This is a genomic window from Stappia stellulata DSM 5886, assembly GCF_000423705.1.
GTDB classification, from domain to species: Bacteria; Pseudomonadota; Alphaproteobacteria; order Rhizobiales; family Stappiaceae; genus Stappia; species Stappia stellulata.
Genome location: NZ_KE384082.1, coordinates 889,646 through 913,826 on the forward strand (window position 1 = coordinate 889,646; position 24,181 = coordinate 913,826).

The following is a 24,181-nucleotide window of genomic DNA, read 5'->3' on the forward strand; positions in this document are numbered from 1 at the left end:
ATGTGGCATCCGGACACGGACCGGGCCGGGGCCGAGACTGTCCGCAACCATTCCAGCGGCGGCGCCGACCGTTGAGCGAAGGGTACGAGGTCTCGGACCGCCCGCAACTTGCCAGCCCCGACCGGGCCGATCTCACGGAACCAACCAAGATGAGCAGCTTCAAGACACTCGACGATCTTGATCAAATTGCCGGAAAGCGTGCACTTGTACGCGTCGACCTGAACGTTCCGATGGACGGCAACAGCGTCACCGACACGACCCGCATCGACCGCATCCTGCCGACCCTGCGCGAGCTGTCGCAAAAGGGCGCGCGGACGGTCCTGCTGGCCCACTTCGGTCGCCCGAAGGGCAAGGCGGTCTTGGAAATGAGCCTTGCCCCGGTCGCCGCCGCCCTGACCGAGCGCCTCGGCGCGCCGGTCGCCTTTGCCGCCGACTGCGGCGGCGAGACGGCGCGCGTGGCCGTCGACGCCCTGAGCGACGGCGATGTCCTGCTTCTGGAAAACACCCGCTTCCATGCGGGCGAGGAAGCCAATGACGACGGCTTCGCCGACGATCTGGCCGCGCTTGGCGACCTTTACGTGAACGATGCCTTTTCCGCCGCCCACCGTGCCCACGCCTCCACCGAGGGGCTTGCGCGTCGCCTTCCCGCCTATGCCGGACGCACGATGCAGGCCGAACTCGAGGCACTGGAAAAGGCGCTCACGACACCGAAGCGTCCCGTCATGGCCGTTGTCGGCGGCGCCAAGGTCTCGTCGAAGATCGACCTTCTCGCCAATCTGGTGAAGAGGGTCGACACGCTGGTGATCGGCGGTGGCATGGCCAACACCTTCCTCGCCGCACAGGGCAAGGCTGTCGGCAAGTCGCTGTGCGAACACGACCTGGCCGATACCGCACGCACGATCCTGGGCGAGGCCGAGACGGCCGGCTGCGAGATCCTGCTGCCCACCGATGCCGTCGTCGCCCGCGAGTTCAGGGCCGGCGCAGCGAACGAAACGGTGAGCGTCGATGCGGTTCCCGCCGATGCGATGATCCTCGATGTCGGCCCGCAGACGGTCTCCGCCGTCAAGGCCGCGATCGACGCCGCAGCGACGCTGGTGTGGAACGGACCTCTCGGCGCCTTCGAGATCGAACCCTTCGACACGGCAACGGTGACCGCGGCCCGCTATGCGGCGGCGCGCACCAAGAACGGCCCTCTGATCACGGTCGCCGGTGGCGGCGATACGGTGGCGGCCCTCAATCACGCCGGTGCCGCGGATGACTTCTCCTACGTCTCGACGGCAGGTGGCGCCTTCCTGGAATGGATGGAAGGCAAGACGCTCCCGGGCGTGCACGCGCTCAAGCGTTAAGCCTGTTGTTGATCCCATTGCGCCGCGGCTTCTCAAGCCCGGCGCTTTTGATTAAAAGCCGCAAGATCCCGCAAACAAGGCGGCACGAAGAAAAGGACCGATCGGATGAGTGAGCGTCTCGAGGACATCGCCGAGGCCATGGTGGCTCCTGGCCAGGGCATTTTGGCGGCCGACGAAAGCACCGGCACCATCAAGAAGCGGTTCGACCAGATCGACACCGAAAACACCGAGGACAACCGCCGCGACTATCGCGAGATGCTGTTTCGCGCCGATGCGGCGATGAAGGACCACATCTCCGGCGTCATCCTGTTCGACGAAACGCTGCGCCAGAAGGCCGCCGACGGCACGCCGCTGGTCGAGCTGATCCGCAAGGCCGGCGCCGTCCCCGGCATCAAGGTCGACAAGGGCGCCAAGCCGATGGCCGGCTTTCCGGGCGAGACCGTCACCGAGGGCCTCGACGGCCTGCGCGAGCGGCTCGAGGAATATTACGAGCTGGGCGCCCGCTTCGCCAAGTGGCGCGCGGTGGTCGACATCTCGGAAGACGACGGCCTGCCGTCCTCGACCTGCATCCAGGCCAATGCCCATGCGCTCGCGCGCTACGCGGCGCTGTGTCAGGAAGCCGGCATCGTCCCGATCGTCGAGCCGGAAGTGCTCATGGACGGCGCTTCCGCCAGCCATGACATCGAGACCTGCTACGAAGTGACCGAGTGGACGCTCAACACGGTGTTCGCCGAGCTGTTCCAGATGGACGTCATGCTGGAAGGCATCATCCTGAAGCCGAACATGGTCGTTCCGGGCAAGAATGCCGCCTTCCAGGCAGCTCCCGAGGAAGTCGCCGAGCTGACGCTGCGCTGCCTGCGCTCGACCGTACCGGCCGCCGTTCCGGGCATTGCCTTCCTGTCTAGCGGCCAGTCGGACGAGCTTGCCACAGAGCACCTCAGCCTGATGAACGCCTCCGGCGATCTGCCGTGGAAGCTGACCTTCTCCTACGGCCGCGCGCTGCAGCAGTCCGCGCTGAAGGCCTGGGGCGGCAAGCCGGCGAACGTTGCCGCAGGTCAGGCGGCCTTCGCGCATCGTGCCCGCATGAACGGCCTCGCGGCAAAGGGCAAATGGTCCAAGGACCTCGAGACCGCCTGACGCGCGAACCGCCGGGCGGCACACCGCCGCCCGTCTCATGCAGCGAACCGGGAGGGGCAGTTCTGCCCCTCTTTTGCCGTGATCGACCGCCATCTCTCACAAGCGGCGACAGTCGATTGCCCTGCTCATCTGGCGAACCGGAAGGACGAGTGACGTGCACCCGCGCCTTTATCTGATCTCACCGATCGACCTCGATCCGGACAGCTTTCCGCAGACCGTGGAAGCTGCGCTTTCCGGCGGCGATGTCGCCTGTCTTCTGATCGCCGATGGCGGTTGGGGCGAAGGCGCCGCCCAGAAGATCGCCGAACAGGTGGTGCCGATCGCCCAGGCCGCCGGCACCGCCGTGCTCCTGCAAAACGACACCCGCTCCGCCGGGCGCGCGCGCGCCGACGGCGTGCATGTCGACGCCGGGTCCGAGACCCTGGCCGGCGCGCTGGAAAACTTCCATCCCAACGGTATCGTCGGGGTTGGCGATATCCGCAGCCGCCACGACGCGATGCGTGTCGCCGAAATGGGCGCGGACTATGTATTCTTCGGCCTGATCGAACGCAGCGAGGATGCCGAGGTGCATCCGAAAACGCTCCAGTTCGCCGACTGGTGGGCGGAATTGTTCGAAACACCTTGCGTCGCGCTTGCCGGCAGTGCCTTCTCAGGGATCGAAACCTGCGCGGCGACCGGCGCGGATTTCGTGGCCGCCCGTGGGGCGGTCTGGAACCACCCGGACGGCCCGGCCGCAGCCGTGACGGTGGCAAATGACATTCTGGCGCAATACACGCTCGCCAATTCGGAAGACGGATGACCACACGCGCCACACCGGGGGTCCTCACGCTGACGTTGGCGGCAACGCTCACCGCGGTGCTGCTCGCCGGCAGCGCGGCGGTTGCACAGTCGGGCGAGCCTTCGGCGGCATCGGACGTCTCGCCGCCGCAGATCGCGCCGCTGGAAGGGGACCCGGCGACCGACTCCGTGGTGAAGACGCTCACCGGCACGGCATCCCGGCTGGAAGCGATGGCCGACGACCAGGAGCCATTGCCGAGCCCCGTGGGCTCGCGCCCGCCGCTGCCGCTTCCCGTCGAAGGCGAAACCATCGACTACGCATATGGCGCATTCCAGCGGGGCTGGTATTTGACCGCGCTCTCGCTTGCGACCCCGCGCGCCGAAGAGGGCGACCCCGCGGCCCAGACGCTGCTCGGCGTCTTGTACGAGACCGGACGCGGGCTGCCCCAGGATGCCGAAAGGGCGGCGAGCTGGTATTCGCTCGCCGCCGCAAACGGCAACATCAAGGCCGCCCTGCGTTATGGCCTGCTTCTGCTCAACGGCATCGGCGTGGCCCAGGACCGGCAAAAGGCCGGCGACATGTTCCAGATCGCCGCCGACGCGGACGTGCCGGAAGCGATCTACAATCTGGCCGGCCTCTACCGGACCGGCGAGGGCCGCCCGTATGATCCCGAAACGGCGCTGGAGTTGCTCCAGAAGGCCGCGGATCTCGACGATGTCGATGCCCAATTCGAACTCGCGCAATTCCGTCTCGACGGCCCGGCGGACGTGCGCGACGAGGCGCGCGCCGCCTTCTGGATGGGCCGCGCCGCGCGGCAGGGGCATGTCGGTGCACAGGTGCGCTACGCCATCCTGCGTTTCAACGGACGCGGCGTCGATCCGGACGAAGCGGAGGCCTCCGACTGGTTCGAACGCGCCGCAACCTCGGGCAACCCCGTCGCCATGAACCGTCTGGCGCGGGTCTACGCCTACGGCCGGGGTCGGAACGTGGATCTGGAGAAGGCCGCCGGCTGGCATCTGGCGGCCCGCGGGCTTGGCGTTTCGGACCTTCAGCTCGACGGCATTCTGGCCGGACTGGACCCGGACGCCCTCGCCGCCGCCGAGACCTTCGCCAAGGAGTATGTCGCCGATCCGACCGCCGCGCCGGAAGGCGGTCCCATTCCCTGAAGGCGCGTTTCCGGCCTTTTTGCTTGATTGGCGCCCGGAAGTGTGGTGCACAGGCCGCGCATCAGAAACCATGCGGCAAGTTCGCGATCCGCGCGGCGAGCGACACCGACCCGGCAGGATTGCCGGCACCGTGTCAGGCGCGCGCTTTCCGCACTTGCGTTCATTCACAGTCAGCGTCCGCCCCGTCGTGCGACAGGTCCGGCGGCGCGGAAACCGGCAGACGAGCTCGAAGTCATGAAAATCAACGGCAATGAAATCAAGCCCGGCAATGTGCTCCAGCATCAGGACACGCTCTGGGCCGTGGTCAAGACCGAGCATGTGAAGCCCGGCAAAGGCGGTGCCTTCGCCCAGGTGGAGATGAAGAATCTCATCGACGGCCGCAAGCTGAACGAACGCTTCCGCTCCGCCGACAAGGTCGAGCGCGTCCGTCTGGAGCAGCGCGACTTCCAGTATCTCTACCCACAGGACGACATGCTGGTGTTCATGAACACCGAAAGCTACGAGCAGATCGAACTGCAGTCCGATTTCGTCGGCGAGCGTGCGGCATTTCTCCAGGACGGCATGATGGTCACCCTGGAGCTGCATGAAGAGCGCCCGATCGGCATCACGCTGCCGCAGTATGTGACGCTCGAGATCACCGAGGCCGACGCGGTCGTCAAGGGTCAGACGCAGTCCTCGTCCTACAAGCCGGCCATGCTGGAAAACGGCGTGCGCGTGATGGTGCCCCCGTTCATCACCGCCGGCGAGCGCATCGTCGTCGACACGGAACTGGTGGAATACGTCAAGCGCGCCGACTGACACAGCCACGAACGCAATCGGGTCGCCGGCTGTCGAGGTCCCCTCCTCCGCCGGCGCCCCTCGCATGATCCCATGTTTCCGGGTGCCTGCCTGCCCGCACCATCTCTTCAGGAACCGCGATGTCCCGCTCAGCCATTCTCAATGTCATGGTCCAGGCCGCAATCAAGGCCGGGCGCAGTCTCGCCCGCGACTTCGGCGAGGTGGAGAACCTGCAGGTCTCGCGCAAGGGCCCGAGCGACTTCGTCTCCGCCGCCGATCTCAATGCGGAGAAGATCGTGCGCGCCGAATTGCAGAAGGCCCGCCCCGACTACGGCTTCCTGATGGAAGAGGCCGGCACGATTCCCGGCGAGGACCCGCAGCATCGCTGGATCGTCGATCCGCTCGACGGAACCACGAATTTCCTGCATGGCATCCCGATCTTCAATGTTTCCATCGCGCTTGAGCGCGACGGCGTGATCGTCGCCGGCGTGATCTACAATCCGGCCATGGACGAGCTTTACACCGCCGAGCGCGGTCGCGGCGCCTTCATGAACGATCGCCGGCTCAGGGTCGCTGCCCGCAAGGCCCTGCCCGATTGCGTCATCGCGACGGGCATTCCCTTTCTCGGCGTCGGCGACCATGCCCGTTCGCTCAAGGAAATCCGCCACGTGATGGGCGAAGTTGCCGGCCTGCGCCGCTGTGGCGCCGCCGCGCTCGATCTCGCCTGGACCGCCGCGGGCCGTTTCGACGGCTTCTGGGAGCACGGCCTTTCGCCGTGGGACATGGCGGCCGGCCTGTTGATGGTGCGCGAGGCCGGCGGCTTCGTCACCGACATCAAGGGCGGAGAGAAAATGTTCGAGACGCGCTCGATCGTTGCCGGCAACGAGGCCATTCAGGGCCAGTTGCGCAAGCTTTTGGCCAACGCCGAAGCGTGAGCAGGCGCGCCCGCGCGAATTACGGCTTTTCACGCAAGGGACAATCACGCTATCAAGGGCGCGTCTTCAACAGGGGAGTCGACAAGCCATCATGGCGCGCGCCTATGATCCGTATAGCCTGTCCAGTCCCTGGGTCTATCTGATCCGGATGATGATTTTCCTGGCGGTGGTGGCGTTTCTCGCCCTCATTCTCTACCGCCAGATCGCCACCGCCTTCATGAGCAATCCGGGCCTCAACGGCTTGATCCTCGCGACGGGGCTTATCGGCATTCTCCTCGCCATCCGTCAGGTGATCCGCCTGATGCCCGAGGTCAATTGGGTCAATGGTTTTCGCCTTGGCGACCCGGGCATCGAGGTTCGCAGACCGCCCGTGCTGCTGGCTCCCATGGCAACGCTCCTCGGCAATCGCGCGGGCGAGACGATGCTCTCGCCGGCGACCACCCGCTCCATTCTCGATTCCATCGGCATGCGCCTGGACGAGGCGCGCGAAATGGCGCGCTACCTCACCGGCCTGCTCGTCTTTCTCGGCCTGCTCGGGACCTTCTGGGGCCTGTTGCAGACAGTCGGCTCCGTCAATATCACGATCCAGAGCCTCGACGTCGGCTCGGGCGATGCCAATGTGATCTTCGAGGACCTCAAGGCCGGTCTCGAGGCCCCGCTGTCGGGCATGGGCACGGCGTTTTCCTCCTCGCTCTTCGGCCTTACCGGCTCGCTGGTACTGGGCTTTCTCGACCTGCAGGCCGGTCAGGCCCAGAACCGGTTCTACAATGAACTCGAGGACTGGCTGTCGACGCAGACCGATATCGAACCGGAAGACGGCGCGGGCGGCGGCGGATCGGGCATGGCCGAACTGCGCTTTGCCATCGACAACCTGCGCAAGGCGGTGGCCGACGGCAGCGGCGGCGCGGGCCGCAATGCTGCTGTAGCGATGGCCAATCTTGCCGAGGGCATTCAGGGGCTGGTGCAGCATGTGCGCAACGAGCAGCAAATGATGCGTGAGTGGGCGGACGACCAGTCGCTTCAGCAAAAGCGCATCGAGGAACTGCTCAAGACGATGTCCCGCGCCTTCGAGCGCATCAAGGACGACAAGAGTTGAACCGACCTGAAAGGACGGGTTGATCATGGCCGGCTCACGGCTCAGACGGCGCGAGGCGCGCACCGACTATTGGCCGGGCTTCGTTGACGCCATGGCGTCGCTCCTGCTGGTGATCATCTTCCTGTTGTCCATTTTCGTACTCGCGCAGTTTTTTCTGGGTCAGCAGCTTTCGGGTCGCGACACCGTCCTGAACCGCCTCAACGCGCAGATCAGCGAATTGACGGAGCTGCTCGCGCTTGAACGGGCGAGCGGGCGCGATCTGGAAGACACGATTGCCTCGCTCACCGCCAACCTCAACGACGCGCAATCCGAACGCGACCGGCTCGCGGGACTGCTCGATTCCTCCACCGATCAGGCCGATCAGGCCGGCGGCGCCGTGGCCACGCTGGAAAGCGCGCTCGATGCCGAAAAACGGCTCTCCCAGCGCGCCCTCTCCCAGGTCGAACTGCTCAACCAGCAAATCTCCGCCCTGCGCCGTCAGATCGGCGCGCTGGAAAGCGCACTGGAGGCATCGGAAAGCCGCGACCGCGAAAGCCAGACCAAGATCGCCGATCTCGGCCGCCGCCTCAATGTGGCGCTTGCCCAGCGCGTGCAGGAGCTGTCACGCTATCGCTCGGACTTCTTCGGCCGGCTGCGCGAGATCCTGTCGCAGCGCTCCGACATCCGCGTCGTCGGCGACCGGTTCGTCTTCCAGTCGGAGGTGCTTTTTTCCTCCGGCGAGGACACGATCAATCCGGCGGGCGAAGCCGAACTCGAGAAGCTCGCCGACGCCATCCAGGAACTCGCGGTGCAGATCCCCGACGAGATCAACTGGGTTCTGCGCGTCGATGGCCACACCGATGCCCGCCCGCTCTCCGGCACGGGACGCTTCCGCAACAACTGGGAGCTGTCGGCAGCGCGCGCGATCTCGGTCGTGCGCTATCTGATCGACCAGGGCGTCGATCCGGAGCGCCTCGTCGCCGCCGGCTTCGGCGAATTCCAGCCGCTGGAAGACGGCGACGCTCCCGACACGCTTGCCCGCAACCGCCGCATCGAGCTGAAACTCACCGAACGCTGAGCCGCCACGAAAAAAGCCGCCCCGAAGGCCCGGAGCGGCTTGTCTCGGCATGTTGCGCCAAAGGCGTGAGAAGCCGTCGGCCCTCAGCTCTTGTCGGAGGCCTCTTCGTCGGTGGCCTCTTCGTCTTTGGCCGTGTCGTCGGCGCCAGCTTCGTCGGCATCGCTCTCGGGGGCGGGCTCGGCGTCGCTTTCCGCCTCCACATCGCTCTCGGCAGCATCCGCTGTGCCCGCGAAGGGATCGGCGGGGATCTCCTCGTCGGCAACGTCTTCGGCCGGAGCGGCGGAGCCGTCCTTGAACGAGTTCAGCCGGGCGAAGACCGCATCGGCATCGATCTCTTCTTCCTTGGGCTGGGACGGTGCGGGACGGGCGAAGGCAGCGGCCATCGCGTCTTCCGATGTCGTCTCGTCGACCGGCAGAAGCGTGGTCTCGACCTCGCCTTCCGGCTTCGGCGGCAGGTTCTTCGACGCCTTCTCGACTTCCATGTCGAGTTCGATCTGACTGCTCAGTCCGAGCGTGACCGGATCCATCGGCGTCAGCTGCGCCGAATTCCAGTGCGTCCGCTCGCGGATCGCCAGGATCGTCGGCTTGGTGGTGCCCACAAGACGCATGATCTGCGCGTCCTTCAGCTCCGGATGATTGCGCACCAGCCACAGGATCGCGTTCGGACGGTCCTGGCGGCGCGACACCGGCGTGTAGCGCGGCCCCTTGCGCTTGGTTTCCGGCACGCGGGTCTTGGCTTCCTGAAGCTTCAGCCGGTAGCCGGTGTTGTCCTGTGCCTTGTCGATTTCCTCGCGGCTGAGCTGGCCGGTCATGACCGGGTCGAGCCCCTTGATCCCCTGGGCCGCCTCGCCGTCTGCGATGGCCTTGACCTCAAGGGGGTGCAGGTTGCAGAAATCCGCGATCTGCTCGAAGCTCAAGGACGTGTTGTCCACCAGCCACACGGCCGTGGCCTTGGGCATCAGGGGAGGCGTCGCCATGGGTAAAATCCTCCTGTGCGCTTCGCCAGGTCCCAAGCTTTCGCAAGGCGGCTGGCAAAGCCGAAATCATGTCACATTGACGGGGAACTTGCAGGCTTATACGCGCTTCGTGCCCCGAAATCAAACACGGATCAGGCCGTGTCGCCGGTCAAAAGCACGATTTTCCCGATGTGCCCGGAGCTCTCCATGCGCGCATGTGCCCCAGCGGCATCCGCAAGCGCAAAGGTGGAATCCATCACCGGAGCGATCGTGCCGGCTTCGATCAGCGGCCAGACCTTTTCGGCGAGCTTGCGGGCGATCGCGGCCTTGAAGGCGGTGTCGCGCGGGCGCAGCGTCGAGCCGGTGTGCGTCAGCCGCTTCACCATCAGGCGCGAGAAGTTTACCTGTTCGCTCACTCCGTTCAGCGTGGCGATCTGGCAGATGCGTCCCTCAACGGCCGCCACCTTCCAGTTCCGCTCCACATAGTCGCCGCCAACCATGTCCAGGATGACGTCGACCCCGCGCTTGCCCGTGATCTGCAGGATCTCGGACACGAAGTCCTGTCGGTTGTAGTCGATGACATGATCGGCGCCGAGCGCGCGTGCCGCCTCGGCCTTTTCCCCGGAGCCGACCGTGGTGAACACGGTGGCGCCGAAGGCCTTGGCGAGCTGGATCGCGGTCGTGCCGATCCCCGACGTGCCGCCATGAACCAGAAAGCTCTCCCCCGCGCTCAGCCCGGCGCGATCGAAGACATTGCTCCAGACAGTGAAGAAGGTTTCGGGAAGGGCCGCGGCCTGCGTCAGGGTGAGCCCCTTGGGCACGGGCAGCACACAGCCTGCATCGGCAACGACATATTGCGCATAGCCGCCGCCGGGCACCAACGCGCAGACGGCATCGCCCTCGGCAAGCCCCTCGACCTGCGGCCCGAGCCCCGCAATGGTGCCGGCGACCTCGAGGCCCGGAATGTCGGTCACGCCCGGCGGCGGCGGATAGGCACCCTTGCGCTGTATGACGTCCGGCCGGTTGACGCCGGCGGCCGCGACCGCGATCAGCACCTGCCCCTCCTTCGGAGAAGGAACCGGACGCGTCTCGGCGGCAAGCACATCCGGTCCCCCGGGGCTCTTGAAGCCGATGGCCGTCATCATGTGGTCGGTGGTGCTCATGGCTGCCTCCAGGGATGTGAACGATTGCATAGCCTCCGGTTTACGCATTCACGGCAGCCCTGACAATTGACGCAAGCCGGGAAAGCCGGAACAATTGCCCGGTGACAAGATGCTGATACGGGAGGTCGCAAGATGGCGGGCAATGACGAAAGCGGGCGTCCGCTCACCGCACCGGTCGTGCTTGGCGAAGACCTGTCCCGGCTGTCGGAACACGAACTGGCGGAACGCCTCGCCCTGTTGCAGGCCGAGGTCTTGCGCGTGACGACGGAGCGCGACGCGCGCGGCGGCGTGCGCGCTGCAGCGGATGCCGTATTCCGCAAATAATACCAACAACAAACATGCATGACGGCCGTTACCTTGTGTCACGACGACGCAAGGTGACCCATTTCAGGTCATTCCAATTTTAATCATTTACCGTTTATTAAGCTTTCCAAATTATAACTGTGTATATCCAGTCATCTGGATTTCGAGTGGCTCCTGTCCACTCTGTTTGACGCCTCCCTGTTAATGACTTCGAGCCGCGTTCGTCGCGGCTCTTTTTTTGTGCCGCGCTTCGGTGTATCCCGGGTGCGGACAGAGGAGGGTCTGTGGCCTCCTCCCCTTGGCACGCCGCTTGCGACGTGTTCTGGAACGTCACCGCACACGGCCCAGATCGGGACAGCGCAAGCCGGACCAAAACCGGACACCGCTTGCCCGGGCCGCCACTGCGACAAGACCCACGAGTTTACAGGAGGCACAGGCGCATGACGGACCGGAACACACGGACTTTCCAGGGTGGTCCCATCGATTTCGTCGACAGGCTGGCCAATTCGGACATGTTTTCGGCGCTGTTCAGCGACGGCATGGCGCTGGTGGAAGAAACCGCCGCCTATCTCGATGGCGACGGCAGGGTGGAATCGAAATCCCTTCCCCGCGCCGCCTCGCTCGCCTATGCGACCGAATCGATGCGCCTGACCACGCGGCTGATGCAGATGGCCTCCTGGTTGCTGCTGCAGCGCGCGGTGAATGAAGGCGAAATGTCCACCGAGCAGGCCGGCAGCGAAAAAAACAAGGTCCGCCTCAACACCCTGGCCTCGAGCCAGGGCGGCCCGGGCTGGGACGAGCTGCCCGAGCAGCTTCGCGACCTGATCGACCGCTCGGTGCGCCTTCAGGAACGGATCCTGCATCTCGACCGGATGATCTACGAGGCCAAGGACCGTGCGCCGATGCCGGTGCCCGGCGAGAACCCCGTCGCCGCGCAGCTCAACGTGCTGACCGCCGCCTTCGGCCAGAACCGCCCGTCCTGACACCGGCACACCGCAGGAACGCCGGTCACAAGGGCCGGCGGTTCTCGCCGACGGCCAGCTGACGAGACCTGCCGCCACATATCGCAATCGCAGACACAAAAAACCCCGGCTCGACGAGCCGGGGTTTTTGCTTTCGACGCGCGAGCGTCGACGTTCGGATGCGCCCGGCTCAGTTGCCGAGGAAACCTGCATACTTGTTCTTGAAGCGGGACACGCGGCCGCCACGGTCCATCAGCTGACGGTCGCCGCCGGTCCAGGCCGGATGCGTGCGCGGATCGATGTCCAGCTGCAGCGTGTCGCCTTCGGCGCCATAGGTGGAGCGCGTGTGGAATTCGCTGCCGTCCGTCATCACCACCTTGATCGTGTGGTATGCGGGATGAATGTCTTTCTTCATCGTTAGTCCCCGTGCCTGCGGCTGACACCGGCCCTGGGGAGGCTCGGCGCGTCTGGTTGATCTGTGTGGCACCGCACCGATCCGAAAAAACACGCGCCGCGCCCGGCGATGCCGACCTCTACCGTGTTTCGAGTGGATGTGCGGTTCGCAGGGGCTGGACCGTCGTCTGGTCCAGGACCCGAAACCCTGATCGCGAGCCTATACCCGATACGCACCGCGAAAACAAGGGCGGGTTGTCGCCTGCCCGGTCGACAGGCGCGGACGCTTCGGCCATTGGCAGGCGGCGAAAACGCAGGTGCGTCCAAACGCCGGCATGGAGGCGCTTGGCCTTGGCGTGCCGATCCGGTTATGGTCCGCTCAAGATCCGGCGCGGAGGACGCCGCAAGACCAACGAGACCCCGAACGGAGAAAAGAGACAGCGTGTCCCGCTATGGTTCATCAACGGCTCCCCAACGGGCCGGAAAACGCGATATCCGGCCGCTCGCCGCATTGCTTCCCTATGTCGCGCGCTACAAGATGCATGCCGCGCTTGCGCTGCTCGCGCTGTTGGGCGCCTCAGCGACCACCCTGCTCCTGCCGGTTGCCATCCGCCGGATGATCGACTTCGGCTTCGGTGCCGACGACCCCTCGCTGGTGAACAACTATTTTTCCGTGCTCATCGCGGTGGCGGCAGCCCTCGCCACCTTCTCGGCACTGCGCTATTTCCTCGTCACCTCGCTTGGCGAGCGTATCGTCGCCGACGTGCGTGCGGACGTGTTCTCGCATCTGGTGCATCTGTCGCCGGCCTATTTCGACAAGGCCAAGTCGGGCGAGATGATCTCGCGTCTCACCGCCGATGCGACCCAGGTCAAGTCCGCCGTCGGCGCCAGCGCCTCCATCGCCATGCGCAACATGATGATGTTTATCGGCGCCTCGGGCATGATGGTCGTCACCAGCCCGCGTCTGTCGCTTTTCGTGCTTGGCGCCATTCCGGTGATCGTGCTGCCGCTGATCGCTTTCGGCCGCTCCGTGCGCAAGCGCTCGCGCCACGCCCAGGACACGCTCGCCGATGCCTCCGCCTATGCCTCGGAAGTGCTCGGCGCGATCCGCACGCTTCAGGCCTTCACAAATGAGCGCCATGCCGGCGGCCGGTTTTCCTCCTCCGTGGAAGAGGCCTTTCGCGCGGCCCGCGCCGCGATCCTCGCCCGTGCATTGCTGACCGGCTTTGCGATCTTCGTCATCGCCTCCAGCGTGGTCACGGTTCTCTGGGTCGGCGCGAGCGACGTCTTCGTCGGCCGGATCAGTGCCGGCGAGCTCGGACAGTTCCTGCTCTATTCGATCTTCGCCGCCGGCGCGCTCGGCGAAATGAGCCAGGTCTGGGGCGAGATTTCGCTTGCGGCCGGCGCGGCCGAGCGGCTTTCGGAAATCCTCCAGATCCGCCCGCAGATCGCGGCCCCGCCCGCGCCGGCGAAGCTGCCGAAACGCATGGAGGGTGCGGTTCACATCGACGGCGTATCCTTTGCCTATGGGACGGAGACGAACCTGCCGGTTCTCGACGGGATCGACATCGATATATCGCCCGGGGAAACGGTCGCCGTGGTCGGACCCTCGGGCGCCGGCAAGTCGACGCTGTTCCACCTGTTGATGCGCTTTTACGACCCGACCGCCGGCACGATCCGCATCGACGGCTTCGACCTGAAGGAGTGCGACCCGATCGACGTCCGCCGCCATATCGCTCTGGTACCGCAAGACACCACGGTCTTCGGCGCAACGATTGCCGAAAACATCGCCTTCGGGCGCGCCGACGCCAGCCGCGAGGAAATCGAGGCGGCGGCGGTCGCCGCCTCGGCCGACGAATTCGTCCGCGCGCTCGAGAAGGGCTACGACACGCCGGTCGGCGAGCGCGGCATCACATTGTCGGGCGGTCAGCGCCAGCGCGTCGCGATTGCACGCGCCATCCTCAAGGATGCGCCGATCCTGCTTCTCGACGAGGCGACAAGCGCGCTCGACGCGGAAAACGAGACCCTCGTCCAGACGGCGCTGGAGCGGCTGATGGAAGGGCGCACGACGCTCGTCATCGCCCATCGTCTCGCGACGGTTCTGAAATCGGACCGGATCGTGGTGATGGACGGCGGACGCATCGTCGAGACCGGCCGGCACGAGGATCTCGTGGCGCAGGGCGGGCTCTACGCGAAACTCGCCAAGCTGCAGTTCGAGACCGGCGCGCGTGCCTTCTCCGACACGGGTCCGGAGACGGAACGCTCGGCCGCCGAGTAAAAGGACGGATGCTCCGACCTTCAAAAGAAAAGCCGGCCACGTGGCCGGCTTTTTTCGTGGTTCGGCCCGTGGGCTCAGTCCTGATCCGGCACCGGGACTGTGTAGTTCAACGGCAGTCGCCCGCCATCCGCGTAGATCGTCTGGCCGGTGATGTAGCTTGCATCGTCGGAGGCAAGGAAAGCCGCAACGCCGGCGATTTCCGACGGCTCGCCGACACGACGCAGCGGCGTGCGCGACAAGACGCGGGCCTTGGCGGCCGGGTCGGAATTCACCGAGGCCAGCATCTCCGTCATGATCGAGCCCGGGCCGATGCCGTTGACGCGAATGCCGTATTCGGCAAGCGACAGCGCCGCGACCTTGGTCAACTGGTTCAACCCGCCCTTGGAAACCGAATAGGGCACCTGGTTGGGGATGGCGAAGACCGCGTTGACCGACGACATGTTGATGATCGTGCCGGGCGTCCCGCCTTCCTTGACCTTGTCGACCATGTGCCGGGCAACCGCCTGGCTGCACAGGAACGCGCCCTTGAGGTTGACGGACAGGACCCGGTCGAAATCGGCCTCGTCGAGGTCGAGAAAATCCGCGCCGACAACGATCCCGGCGTTGTTCACCAGGATGTCGATGTCGCCAAAAGCGTCGAGCGTCGCCGCCACGAGATTGCGCACGTCGAGCTTCTCGGCGACGTTGCAGTGCACGTAATGCACCTCGCCAAGCGCCTTTAGCTCGGCTTCCGCCGCCTCGCCGCGGGTCTCGTCCTGATCGGCGATGACGACTTTCGCGCCGTCCTCGACGAAACGCTTCGCGATCGCGAAGCCGATGCCGCCAGCCGCGCCGGTGACGATGGCTACCTTGTTTTCCAGGGACACTGGGATCCTCGTTTGTGGCGTTGTCCATATCGTGAATGACCGGCCAGGCCGGACAATCGCGCGACCATAGGCCGGGGAACATGGCCTGTCGATGGGGGCGCGGGTCTCCCGTAAGCGCCCCCGGGCAGAGGCATGAAAACGCGACGTAATCTCGCGGGCGCCGCTCTGGCGGACGGATCAAACGGCGAGACCGCGCGCTTTCAACGCCTCCTCGATTTCTTCCAGAATCGCCGGGTCGTCGATTGTCGCGGGCACCCGCACATCCGTGCCGTCGGCGATCTGGCGCATGGTGGCACGCAGGATCTTGCCTGAGCGCGTCTTCGGCAGGCGCTCGACCGTGATCGCCAGCTTGAAGGCGGCGACCGGGCCGATCTTCTCGCGCACCCGCTTCACAAGCTCCGCCTCTATCTCCGCATGCGGACGGTTGACGCCGGCCTTGAGCACGACAAACCCGCAAGGCGCCTGGCCCTTCAGCGTATCGACCACGCCGATCACCGCGCATTCGGCGACATCGGAATGCCCGGCCAGCACCTCTTCCATCGCGCCGGTCGACAACCGGTGGCCGGCGACATTGATGATGTCGTCGGTGCGCGCCATGATGAAGAGATAGCCATCCTCGTCCATGACGCCGGCATCCGCGGTCTTGTAGTAGCCCGGAAACTCGTCGAGATAGGCCTTGTGGAAGCGTTCCGGAGCTTGCCACAGGGTCGGCAGACAGCCCGGCGGCAGCGGCAGCTTGACCACGACATTTCCCAGCGTTCCGGCCGGCACGGGATGCCCCGCATCGTCCAGCACCTGCACGTCGTAGCCCGGCATGGGAACCGTCGGCGAGCCGTGCTTGATCGGAAGCAGCCCGAGCCCCAGCGGATTGCCGACGATGGTCCAGCCGGTCTCCGTCTGCCACCAGTGATCGATCACCGGAACGCCGAGCTGGTCTTCCGCCCATTGCAGCGTATCGGGGTCGGCACGTTCGCCGGCCAGGAACAGCGAGCGGAAGCCGGCAAGATCATAGTCGGCGATCAGTTTGCCGTGCGGGTCTTCCTTCTTGATCGCGCGAAACGCCGTCGGCGCCGTGAAGAGACTTGCGACCTTGTGCTCGGAGATCACCCGCCAGAACACGCCGGCATCGGGCGTCCCGACCGGCTTGCCCTCGAAGACGATGGTGGTCGCGCCCTGCAGCAGCGGCGCATAGACGATGTAGGAATGACCGACGACCCAGCCGACATCCGAGGCCGCCCAGAACACCTCGCCCGGTTCGATGCCGTAGATATTGGTCATCGACCACTTGAGCGCGACCATATGGCCGCCGTTGTCGCGCACGACCCCCTTCGGCTGACCGGTGGTGCCGGAGGTGTAGAGAATATAAAGCGGGTCGGTTGCCTTGACCGGCACACAAGGAACGGTGCGCCCGGCGGCGAGCGCCTCGTCCATCAGCGCACCCAGATCGTGGTCGCGCCCCGCGCTCAACGAGGCTTGGGATTGCTCGCGCTGCAGCACGAAGCAGTTGGCCGGCTTGTGCGCGGACAGATTGATCGCCTCGTCGAGCAGCGGCTTGTAGGTCACGACGCGGCCCGGCTCGATGCCGCATGAGGCGGCGATGATCGCGGTCGGCTTGGCATCGTCGATGCGGGTGGCCAGCTCGTTCGCGGCAAATCCGCCGAAGACGACCGAATGAACGGCGCCGAGACGCGCGCAGGCCAGCATCGCCATCACCGCTTCCGGAATCATCGGCATGTAGATGATGACGCGGTCGCCCTTGGCAATGCCTTGATCGCTCAGGACGGCGGCCATCGCGTTCACGCGCTCCAGCGTTTCCTCATAGGAATAGCTCGCCTTGGCACCGGTGATCGGACTGTCGTAAATGATCGCCGGCTGGCCGGGACGCCCGCGCTCCACATGTCGGTCGAGGCAATTGTAGCAAGTGTTGCACTGCGCGCCGGCGAACCACTGGCCGTAGTCTCCAAGCGTCTCGTCGAACACCTTGTCCCAGGGCTTGACCCAGTCGATCTCGCCGGCGGCCTCCGCCCAGAAGCCGTCCGGATCGCGTTTCCAGCCCTCGTAGACCTCGTGATAGCGGCTTGCCATCTGACGTTCCTCCCTGTGCGCCGCGCCGGCGGTCCGTGCTCCGGATGGCCCGGCACCGGATTGCAGGCGGCAGTTTCTCCCCTGTCCCTCGTGCATCGTATGTGCCGCCAGCCGCCCGCGAAAGGCAAGACTTGGGCGGCTACGACATTCGGCGAATGGGGAGTTTGCGTATGGCCGCGACCGGGCCCGCCCTGGCTTCGACGGTCGCCCGACCTCTCCTGCGACCACCGTCCTCCGCGGACGAAGGTGACAGCGGCCCCTGCACGCCCTATGACAACAGCCGACCCGCCCGCCGAACGAGACCAGAATGACCCCGATCGCCGATCCGCTGTTTTACGCCTTCGCGGTGCCGGCCGTCATCATGGTCGGCCTGGCGAAAGGCGGCTTCGGCGGACCGCTGTCGCTGCTGGGCGTGCCGTTGATGAGCCTCACCATCGCCCCGGTGCAGGCAGCCGGCATCATGCTGCCGATCCTGGTCGTCATGGACATGGCCGGCCTGTTTGCCTATCGCGGCATCTACGACACGGCGAGCCTGAAAATCCTGCTTCCGGCTGCCATCGTCGGCATTGCGGTCGGCTATTTCACCGCCGCCTTCGTCAGCGAGGCCCATGTGCGTCTGCTGATCGGGCTTGTGGCGATCCTTTTCACGCTCAACGCCGTGGCCGGTGCGCGCACCGGCAATGCGCCGCGCGCCCAACGCCCCTGGCTCGGCCGGTTCTGGGGCATGATCTCCGGCTTCACCAGCTTCGTCAGCCATGCCGGCGGACCGCCCTATCAGGTCTACATGCTGCCGCTGCGCCTCGAGCCGGTGCGCTTTGCCGGAACCTCCGTGATCTTCTTCACCACCGTGAACGCGATCAAGCTGGTTCCCTATGCCGCGCTCGGCCAGTTCGCGCCCGAAAACCTTGCGACCTCCGCCGTGCTGCTGCCGTTGGCGCCGCTGGCGACACTTGCCGGCGCCTGGCTGGTGAAACGCATTCGCCCGGGCATCTTCTACAAGATCACCTATGCGGGCGTGGGGATCATCGGGGTCAAATTGTTCTGGGACGGACTGAGCGCGCTTCTCGCCTGATCCGCGGCCACCATTGCTGTTGATCGCGGGGCGCAATGCCGCTTTGATGGCGCGACGAACGGCGCCCGCTCCGCGGACCCGCCGGAGACCTTGGAGGACAGAATGGCCGAAAGCGGCAGCCCCTACACACGCGATCTCGACAAGACAAAGGCGAATTACACACCGCTGTCGCCCCTGAGTTTCCTGGCCCGCGCCGCCGGCATCTTTCCCGATCACACAGCCATCGTCCATGGAACGGACCGAACGTCCTACGCGGATTTCTACGCCCGGTCCCGCCGCCTTGCCTCCGCGCTCGCCGCAAGAGGAATCGGCAAGAACGACACCGTCACGGTGATGCTTCCCAACACCCCGCCCATGCTGGAGGCCCACTACGGTGTGCCGATGGCCGGCGCGGTGCTGCATTCACTCAACACCCGGCTCGACGCGGCCGTCATCGCCTTCCAGCTCGATCATGCAAACAGCAAGATCGTGATCACGGACCGGGAATTCGCCCCCGTGATGAAGGAGGCGCTCGCCCTTGCCGAGGTCTCCCCGCTGGTGATCGACTACGACGATCCGGAGTTTTTCCAGGAGGGCGAGCGGCTCGGTTCGCTCGACTACGAGGCCTTCGTCATGAGCGGCGACCCCGCGTTTGCCTGGTCGCTGCCGGAGGACGAATGGGACGCGATCGCGCTGAATTACACCTCCGGCACCACCGGGAACCCGAAGGGCGTGGTTTACCACCATCGCGGCGCCTATCTGCTGGCCCAGGCCAACATCCTGACCGCCGGCATGGCGAAACACCCGGTCTACCTGTGGACCCTGCCGATGTTTCACTGCAACGGCTGGTGCTTTCCCTGGTCGATGTCGGTCGTTGCCGGGACCCACGTTTGCCTGCGCCAGGTGCGGCAAAAGCCGATCTGGGATGCGCTGGCCGATGAAGGCGTGACGCATCTGTGCGGCGCGCCCGTGGTGATGTCCACCATCCTGAACGCGGCGGACGCCGACAAGCGCGATCTCGGCGGACGCGTGGTCGATTTCTTCACTGCCGCCGCGCCCCCGCCGGAATCGGTGCTCGCCGCAATGAAGGAAGCCGGCTTCAACGTGACCCACCTCTACGGCCTGACCGAGGTCTACGGTCCCGCCGTCGTCAACGAGTGGAAGCGCGAATGGGACGCGCGCCCCGCGGCCGAACAGGCCGCACTCAAGGCGCGCCAGGGCGTTCGCTACGTTGCCCTGGATGACCTCAGCGTCCGCGATCCGCAAACCATGGAGGCCGTTCCGGCCGACGGCGAGACGCTCGGCGAGGTCATGTTTCGCGGCAACGTGGTGATGAAGGGCTATCTGAAGAACCCGCAAGCCACGGCGGAAGCCTTTTCCGGCGGCTGGTTCCATTCCGGCGATCTCGGCGTGCTGCATCCCGACGGTTACATCCAGCTCAAGGACCGCTCCAAGGACATCATCATTTCCGGCGGCGAGAACATTTCCTCCATCGAGGTGGAGGAGGTCCTGTTCAAGCATCCACAGGTAATCGCGGCGGCGGTGGTGGCGCGCCCGGACGACAAATGGGGCGAGACCCCGTGCGCCTTCGTCGAGCTCAAGACCGGCGCCGGCGTGTCGGCGGACGATCTCATCGAATTCTGCCGTGAGCACATGGCCCGCTTCAAGGCGCCGCGCCACGTCGTCTTCACCGACTTGCCGAAGACCTCGACCGGAAAGATCCAGAAGTTCGTGCTGCGCGAGATGGCAAAATCAGTCTAGCGGAGAACGCCTCCTCAAACGACAAAAGCCGCGGCATTGCCGCGGCTTCTGATGTCGTGCGGCAGGTCGGGCCTGCCGGCTTGCGTCATTTTGACTTCAGTGCAAGGTCGCGTTCGATTGCAGTTTTTCAATCTCGTCCTTGAGGTGAAGCTTCCGGCGTTTGAGGGAGGCAATCTCGAGCGAGTCCGTGCTCGGATGCCGCATCGCTTTTTCCAGTTCACGTTCAAGATCGGAGTGGCGTCTCTGCAACTCGACGAGATGCGACTGAAGGGACATGGATAACCTCCTTGCCTATGCGCTTTTGACGACTGGAGTGTGACACAGCAGGAAACGGCTGTCGAACGCTTCCGGGTTGTAACGAGGGCAGGGTTACCCAGCGGTTACGGCGGATTTCGCCCCCTGCGACACCGTGTCCTTTCGCCCTGCCGGACCCGGATTTTCGGTCGCGCCAAGTCGGCCCTACCGCAAACCGCGCCCGCGCTGTATCCTGCCCGGGGCGGAAGAGAATGCGGCGGAGATTCCCGCTCGGCCGCCGGCATCCGGTCCGAGCCGCTTCGGACCACACGCGTGGAGTAAGGCATGGATTCAGGCATGGGCAGCGGCCAGGACGAGAACGCGGTTCGCATCGAGCTTGCAAAGCTGCGGCAGGAACACCGCGACCTCGATACGGCGATCTCGGCGATGAGCGAAACCGGGCGCAACGATGCCCTTCAGATGCAGCGCCTCAAGAAGAAGAAACTGTCGCTGAAAGACCGCATCACCACGCTGGAAGACAAGCTCCTGCCCGACATCATCGCCTGAGCGGCGCGCGCGCCCGGTCTGATGTGCCCGACCGCTCTTGCGCCCGCCCCCGCGCTGCATATAGTGCGGAGCCTTCCAGGAAGCGTTCCCGCAGATCCGCGAGGACCCCAACCGATCTTGAAGGCAAGCGGCGCATGACCACGACACGACCACCGGTGGCGATCATAATGGGCAGTCAATCCGACTGGCCGACCATGAAACACGCGGCGGACACGCTCGATGCGCTCGAGATCGCCTATGACGCGCGGATCGTGTCGGCGCATCGCACGCCACAACGCCTCTATGATTTCGCAAGCGGGGCCCGGGAGGCCGGGTTCAAGACCGTGATCGCCGGAGCGGGCGGCGCGGCGCACCTTCCCGGGATGACCGCATCGATGACAGCGCTGCCGGTCTTCGGCGTCCCGATCGAATCGCGCACCTTGAAGGGCGAGGACAGCCTGCTGTCGATCGTCCAGATGCCGGCCGGCATTCCCGTTGGAACCCTGGCGATCGGACGCGCCGGCGCCGTCAACGCCGCCCTCCTCTCCGCTGCCGTCCTGGCACTGGCCGATCCCGCGCTTGCCGAGCGTCTCGATGCCTGGCGCGCGCGCCAGAGCGAGGCGGTTGCCGAGCGCCCCGTCGACGACGCCTGAGACCACTGAGGCAAACCGCCTTGAGGGCGTCAGCGCCCCGTCCCGCCATGCAGCCGAAGGATCCGCACATCATGACCACAAAGGCGCTGTCCCGCCCGCTGTCGCCGGGCGACACGATCGGGATCCTGGGAGGCGGTCAACTCGGCCGGATGCTCGCGCTCGCCGCCGCCCCGCTCGGCCTGAAGACCCACATCCTGTGCCCGGATCCCGACAGCCCCGCCTTCGAGGTCGCCAGCAGCTACACGGTCGCCGGCTACGACGACGTGTCGGCGCTCGACATCTTCGCGGCCGCGGTCGATGTCGTGACCTATGAGTTCGAGAACGTGCCGGGACCGACGGCCGCCCATCTTGCCGAACGGGTCTGCGTGCGCCCGGGCCCCAAAGCCCTCGCCGTTTCCCAGGACCGGCTGAACGAAAAGACGTTCCTGCGCGAGGCCGGCGTGCCCGTCGCCGATTACGCCCGGATCGATGCGGCCGGGGACATCGCGTCCGCGCTTGCGGAGCTGGGCGGCACCGGCATCCTCAAGACCCGGCGCATGGGCTACGACGGCAAGGGGCAGGTGCTGTTGCGCGCGGAAGCCGATGCCGCGGCCGCCTTCCAGCAGATTGGCAAGACGCCGTCGATCCTTGAGGCCTTCGTGCCGTTCGAACGCGAGGTTTCGGTGATCGCCGCCCGCGCCGTCGACGGCACGGTGCGCGCCTACGACGTGGCGGAAAACGTCCACCGCGACCATATCCTCAAGACCTCGACCGTCCCGGCCGCGCTCGATGCGCAACTGGCGGCGGAAGCGCGCGCGATGGCCGAGCGCATTGCGGACCAGTTGGACTACGTCGGCGTGATCGGCGTGGAGATGTTCGTTCTGCCACAAGGGAGCGCAAGCCGCCTTGTGGTCAACGAGATCGCCCCGCGCGTGCACAATTCCGGGCACTGGACGCAGGACGCCTGTCTCGTCTCGCAGTTCGAGCAACATGTTCGGGCAATCGCCGGCTGGCCGCTCGGCAGCGCCGAACGCCACAGCGACGTGGTGATGGAAAACCTGATCGGCGACGAGGTCGAGCGCTGGCAGGAGATCCTGCGCGATCCGGCGTCCGCGCTGCATCTCTACGGCAAGTCGGATACGCGCGCCGGCCGCAAGATGGGCCATGTGAACCGCATCTGCCCCCAGCGCGCCTGACCCCCGTCCGGAACGCCGCAATGCGCCCGGCCTGCGGTCGCGAAGGCCCGCCCGCTCGGTCCTAGAGCAGGCCGAGCCGTTCGCGCGCCGCGAAGCGCCACAACAGCACGATGGAGACCGCTGCCAGACCGAAGGCCAGCCCCCACCAGATGCCGATGCCGCCAAGGCCCAGCGGGAAGGCAAGCACATAGGCGAGCCCCATGCCGCCGACCCAATAGCCGATGACGGCAATGACCATCGGCGTCTTGGTGTCGGATAGCCCACGCAGCAGGCTGCCGCCGACCACCTGGGCGCCGTCGAAGATCTGGAACACGGCAGCGATCGCCAGGAAGGTCACCCCGATCGCCAGCACCTCGGCGGACTGCGGATTGTCGAGATCGAGGAACAGCGACACGAAGGGCACGGGCTTCAGCCAGAACGCGATGGCGCAGATCACCATGAACCCCATCGACACGACGAGAGCCGCCCAGCCGGCGCGGCCCACCCCGACGCGGTCGCCGCGTCCGGCGGCGAGGCCGATGCGAATCATCCCAGCCTGCCCCAGCCCGAGCGGAACCATGAAGGTGATCGAGGTCAGCTGAAGGACGACGCCATGGGCGGCGAGCGGCACCGTCCCGATCCAGCCCATCATCAGCGACGAACCGGAAAACAGCGCCACCTCCACAAGCAGCATGATGGCGATTGGCCACCCCAGCCTGAGGATCTCGAAAAATTTCGACCAGTCGCTGCGCCACAGGCGGCCGAACACCGCGTAGCGGCGCAGCTGGCGTTGGCGCAGGGTGTAGACGACAATGATGAGGAGCGTGGCGAAGGACGTGGCGACAGAAGCGATCCCGGCCCCGACCAGCTCCAGCCGCGGCATCCCGAAATTGCCGAAGATCAGCGCATAGTCGATGACGGCGTTGAACAGTGCCGCGGCGATCGTCGCCCACAGCACCACCTGGGCCTTTTCCAGCACGGTGACGAAATTGCGCAGCGCCATCGTCATCAGCGAGGGAAACACCGCAAACATCATGATGCGCGCATAATCGCCGGCAAGCGCGGAGACATCCCGCTGTTGCCCGAACGCAAGCAGGATATCCTCGGTGAACCACAACACGCCGAGCGTGGGAACCGAATAGACCGCGACAAACCAGAAGCCCATGCGCACGGACCGACGCAGGTCGCGCGGCCGGCGTTCGCCGCGCGCCTTTGCCGCCAGTGGCACCACCGCCTGGAGCACGCCCATGCCGAACAGCCAAATGACGATATAAAGATTGAACGCCAGAACGGCCGCGGCAAGTTCCACCGCCCCCAGCCAGCCGATCATCACCACATCTGTGGTGTTGATCGCCATCTGTGCAACCTGTGCGCCGGCGATCGGTATGCCGAGCCGAAGGCTCTGGACGACCTCATTGCGCCATGCGCCCACTGCGTCTGCTGCGCTTTGCGCATCGGGCCCCGACGCTGTCATTTCCCCGTTC

Annotated in this window: 22 protein-coding genes and 1 pseudogene; 16 read left to right on the forward strand and 7 right to left on the reverse strand. The window is 65.7% G+C overall.

Annotated features, from left to right (window positions below):
• Positions 1-149: 149 nt before the first annotated feature.
• The 8 genes from G572_RS0116450 to G572_RS0116485 all read left to right on the forward strand — a co-directional run bounded on the left by G572_RS0116450 (position 150) and on the right by G572_RS0116485 (position 8,292).
• On the forward strand, positions 150-1,346 hold the full coding sequence (locus G572_RS0116450; protein ID WP_029059416.1) for a phosphoglycerate kinase: 1,197 nt from the start codon (positions 150-152) through the stop codon (positions 1,344-1,346).
• A 105-nt stretch (positions 1,347-1,451) separates the two neighbouring features.
• Entirely contained in the window at positions 1,452-2,483 is a 1,032-nt protein-coding gene (locus tag G572_RS0116455) for a class I fructose-bisphosphate aldolase (protein ID WP_029059417.1), read from the forward strand.
• 154 nt (positions 2,484-2,637) lie between these two features.
• Entirely contained in the window at positions 2,638-3,282 is a 645-nt protein-coding gene (locus tag G572_RS0116460; protein WP_029059418.1) for a thiamine phosphate synthase, read from the forward strand.
• Entirely contained in the window at positions 3,279-4,427 is a 1,149-nt protein-coding gene (locus tag G572_RS24340) for a tetratricopeptide repeat protein (protein ID WP_051242537.1), read from the forward strand. The genes G572_RS0116460 and G572_RS24340 overlap by 4 nt, the downstream gene beginning before the upstream one ends.
• 234 nt (positions 4,428-4,661) lie before the next feature.
• Positions 4,662-5,225, forward strand: a complete 564-nt coding sequence (gene efp / locus G572_RS0116470) for an elongation factor P (protein ID WP_029059419.1) — start codon at positions 4,662-4,664, stop codon at positions 5,223-5,225.
• A 119-nt stretch (positions 5,226-5,344) separates the two neighbouring features.
• A complete protein-coding gene (locus G572_RS0116475) occupies positions 5,345-6,139 on the forward strand; it encodes an inositol monophosphatase family protein (RefSeq protein WP_029059420.1) in 795 nt (264 codons plus the stop codon).
• 91 nt (positions 6,140-6,230) lie between these two features.
• Complete coding sequence (locus G572_RS0116480) at positions 6,231-7,235, forward strand: hypothetical protein (protein ID WP_029059421.1); 1,005 nt, start codon at positions 6,231-6,233, stop codon at positions 7,233-7,235.
• 25 nt (positions 7,236-7,260) lie between these two features.
• Positions 7,261-8,292 carry a peptidoglycan -binding protein gene (locus tag G572_RS0116485; RefSeq protein ID WP_029059422.1) on the forward strand — a complete coding sequence of 344 codons (1,032 nt, stop codon included), beginning with the start codon at positions 7,261-7,263 and terminating at the stop codon, positions 8,290-8,292.
• A 251-nt stretch (positions 8,293-8,543) separates the two neighbouring features.
• Here G572_RS0116485 and G572_RS24345 read toward each other — a convergent pair.
• Together G572_RS24345 and G572_RS0116495 are read right to left on the reverse strand one after the other, a co-directional pair.
• Positions 8,544-9,269: pseudogene (locus G572_RS24345) on the reverse strand (DUF1013 domain-containing protein); the annotation flags it as partial.
• 131 nt (positions 9,270-9,400) lie between these two features.
• The gene (locus tag G572_RS0116495) at positions 9,401-10,411 is read right to left on the reverse strand and encodes an NAD(P)H-quinone oxidoreductase (protein WP_029059423.1); all 1,011 of its coding nucleotides are present in this window, start codon (positions 10,409-10,411) and stop codon (positions 9,401-9,403) included.
• A 132-nt stretch (positions 10,412-10,543) separates the two neighbouring features.
• Here G572_RS0116495 and G572_RS0116500 point away from each other — a divergent pair, with 132 nt between their 5' ends.
• Together G572_RS0116500 and rcdA are read left to right on the forward strand one after the other, a co-directional pair.
• Complete coding sequence (locus tag G572_RS0116500; RefSeq protein WP_029059424.1) at positions 10,544-10,735, forward strand: DUF1192 domain-containing protein; 192 nt, start codon at positions 10,544-10,546, stop codon at positions 10,733-10,735.
• A gap of 419 nt (positions 10,736-11,154) precedes the next feature.
• Positions 11,155-11,697 carry a protease adaptor protein RcdA gene (rcdA, locus tag G572_RS0116505; RefSeq protein WP_029059425.1) on the forward strand — a complete coding sequence of 181 codons (543 nt, stop codon included), beginning with the start codon at positions 11,155-11,157 and terminating at the stop codon, positions 11,695-11,697.
• 169 nt (positions 11,698-11,866) lie between these two features.
• On the opposite strand, the gene rpmE is transcribed toward rcdA, so the two are convergent.
• The gene (rpmE, locus tag G572_RS0116510) at positions 11,867-12,091 is read right to left on the reverse strand and encodes a 50S ribosomal protein L31 (protein WP_029059426.1); all 225 of its coding nucleotides are present in this window, start codon (positions 12,089-12,091) and stop codon (positions 11,867-11,869) included.
• 348 nt (positions 12,092-12,439) lie between these two features.
• Here rpmE and G572_RS24350 point away from each other — a divergent pair, with 348 nt between their 5' ends.
• The gene (locus G572_RS24350) at positions 12,440-14,347 is read left to right on the forward strand and encodes an ABC transporter transmembrane domain-containing protein (RefSeq protein WP_084650222.1); all 1,908 of its coding nucleotides are present in this window, start codon (positions 12,440-12,442) and stop codon (positions 14,345-14,347) included.
• A 74-nt stretch (positions 14,348-14,421) separates the two neighbouring features.
• Here G572_RS24350 and G572_RS0116520 read toward each other — a convergent pair whose 3' ends face one another.
• A complete protein-coding gene (locus G572_RS0116520; RefSeq protein ID WP_029059427.1) occupies positions 14,422-15,213 on the reverse strand; it encodes an SDR family NAD(P)-dependent oxidoreductase in 792 nt (263 codons plus the stop codon).
• A gap of 177 nt (positions 15,214-15,390) precedes the next feature.
• Positions 15,391-17,298 (reverse strand): propionyl-CoA synthetase, encoded by a 1,908-nt coding sequence (locus tag G572_RS0116525; RefSeq protein ID WP_029059428.1) that lies wholly within the window; start codon positions 17,296-17,298, stop codon positions 15,391-15,393.
• A gap of 307 nt (positions 17,299-17,605) precedes the next feature.
• Between G572_RS0116525 and G572_RS0116530 the strand changes: the two genes are divergently transcribed.
• Positions 17,606-18,370, forward strand: a complete 765-nt coding sequence (locus G572_RS0116530; RefSeq protein ID WP_029059429.1) for a sulfite exporter TauE/SafE family protein — start codon at positions 17,606-17,608, stop codon at positions 18,368-18,370.
• Between the two features lie 102 nt (positions 18,371-18,472).
• Positions 18,473-20,110, forward strand: coding sequence for an acyl-CoA synthetase (locus G572_RS0116535; protein WP_029059430.1), 1,638 nt, complete (start codon positions 18,473-18,475; stop codon positions 20,108-20,110).
• A 96-nt stretch (positions 20,111-20,206) separates the two neighbouring features.
• On the opposite strand, the gene G572_RS0116540 is transcribed toward G572_RS0116535, so the two are convergent.
• Positions 20,207-20,386 carry a YdcH family protein gene (locus G572_RS0116540; RefSeq protein ID WP_029059431.1) on the reverse strand — a complete coding sequence of 60 codons (180 nt, stop codon included), beginning with the start codon at positions 20,384-20,386 and terminating at the stop codon, positions 20,207-20,209.
• Between the two features lie 303 nt (positions 20,387-20,689).
• Between G572_RS0116540 and G572_RS0116545 the strand changes: the two genes are divergently transcribed.
• From G572_RS0116545 to G572_RS0116555, 3 genes are all read left to right on the forward strand, one after another.
• Positions 20,690-20,911, forward strand: a complete 222-nt coding sequence (locus G572_RS0116545; protein ID WP_084650224.1) for a YdcH family protein — start codon at positions 20,690-20,692, stop codon at positions 20,909-20,911.
• 134 nt (positions 20,912-21,045) lie between these two features.
• Entirely contained in the window at positions 21,046-21,543 is a 498-nt protein-coding gene (gene purE / locus G572_RS0116550) for a 5-(carboxyamino)imidazole ribonucleotide mutase (protein ID WP_029059433.1), read from the forward strand.
• A 71-nt stretch (positions 21,544-21,614) separates the two neighbouring features.
• Complete coding sequence (locus G572_RS0116555) at positions 21,615-22,718, forward strand: 5-(carboxyamino)imidazole ribonucleotide synthase (protein WP_029059434.1); 1,104 nt, start codon at positions 21,615-21,617, stop codon at positions 22,716-22,718.
• 61 nt (positions 22,719-22,779) lie between these two features.
• Here G572_RS0116555 and G572_RS0116560 read toward each other — a convergent pair whose 3' ends face one another.
• Complete coding sequence (locus tag G572_RS0116560) at positions 22,780-24,171, reverse strand: MATE family efflux transporter (protein ID WP_029059435.1); 1,392 nt, start codon at positions 24,169-24,171, stop codon at positions 22,780-22,782.
• Positions 24,172-24,181 lie beyond the last annotated feature (10 nt).

Excerpts from the sequence above, each read along its gene's own strand:
- G572_RS0116530 (WP_029059429.1), top strand. The coding sequence starts at position 17,606 with ATGACCCCGATCGCCGATCCGCTGTTTTACGCCTTCGCGGTGCCGGCC.
- G572_RS0116455 (WP_029059417.1), top strand. The coding sequence starts at position 1,452 with ATGAGTGAGCGTCTCGAGGACATCGCCGAGGCCATGGTGGCTCCTGGC.
- G572_RS0116495 (WP_029059423.1), bottom strand. The coding sequence starts at position 10,411 with ATGAGCACCACCGACCACATGATGACGGCCATCGGCTTCAAGAGCCCC.
- G572_RS0116555 (WP_029059434.1), top strand. The coding sequence starts at position 21,615 with ATGACCACAAAGGCGCTGTCCCGCCCGCTGTCGCCGGGCGACACGATC.
- G572_RS24340 (WP_051242537.1), top strand. The coding sequence starts at position 3,279 with ATGACCACACGCGCCACACCGGGGGTCCTCACGCTGACGTTGGCGGCA.
- G572_RS0116485 (WP_029059422.1), top strand. The coding sequence starts at position 7,261 with ATGGCCGGCTCACGGCTCAGACGGCGCGAGGCGCGCACCGACTATTGG.
- G572_RS0116540 (WP_029059431.1), bottom strand. The coding sequence starts at position 20,386 with ATGTCCCTTCAGTCGCATCTCGTCGAGTTGCAGAGACGCCACTCCGAT.
- G572_RS0116475 (WP_029059420.1), top strand. The coding sequence starts at position 5,345 with ATGTCCCGCTCAGCCATTCTCAATGTCATGGTCCAGGCCGCAATCAAG.
- G572_RS0116500 (WP_029059424.1), top strand. The coding sequence starts at position 10,544 with ATGGCGGGCAATGACGAAAGCGGGCGTCCGCTCACCGCACCGGTCGTG.
- G572_RS0116535 (WP_029059430.1), top strand. The coding sequence starts at position 18,473 with ATGGCCGAAAGCGGCAGCCCCTACACACGCGATCTCGACAAGACAAAG.
- G572_RS0116545 (WP_084650224.1), top strand. The coding sequence starts at position 20,690 with ATGGATTCAGGCATGGGCAGCGGCCAGGACGAGAACGCGGTTCGCATC.
- rcdA (WP_029059425.1), top strand. The coding sequence starts at position 11,155 with ATGACGGACCGGAACACACGGACTTTCCAGGGTGGTCCCATCGATTTC.
- purE (WP_029059433.1), top strand. The coding sequence starts at position 21,046 with ATGACCACGACACGACCACCGGTGGCGATCATAATGGGCAGTCAATCC.
- G572_RS0116525 (WP_029059428.1), bottom strand. The coding sequence starts at position 17,298 with ATGGCAAGCCGCTATCACGAGGTCTACGAGGGCTGGAAACGCGATCCG.
- rpmE (WP_029059426.1), bottom strand. The coding sequence starts at position 12,091 with ATGAAGAAAGACATTCATCCCGCATACCACACGATCAAGGTGGTGATG.
- G572_RS24350 (WP_084650222.1), top strand. The coding sequence starts at position 12,440 with ATGGTCCGCTCAAGATCCGGCGCGGAGGACGCCGCAAGACCAACGAGA.
- G572_RS0116450 (WP_029059416.1), top strand. The coding sequence starts at position 150 with ATGAGCAGCTTCAAGACACTCGACGATCTTGATCAAATTGCCGGAAAG.
- G572_RS0116480 (WP_029059421.1), top strand. The coding sequence starts at position 6,231 with ATGGCGCGCGCCTATGATCCGTATAGCCTGTCCAGTCCCTGGGTCTAT.
- G572_RS0116560 (WP_029059435.1), bottom strand. The coding sequence starts at position 24,171 with ATGACAGCGTCGGGGCCCGATGCGCAAAGCGCAGCAGACGCAGTGGGC.
- efp (WP_029059419.1), top strand. The coding sequence starts at position 4,662 with ATGAAAATCAACGGCAATGAAATCAAGCCCGGCAATGTGCTCCAGCAT.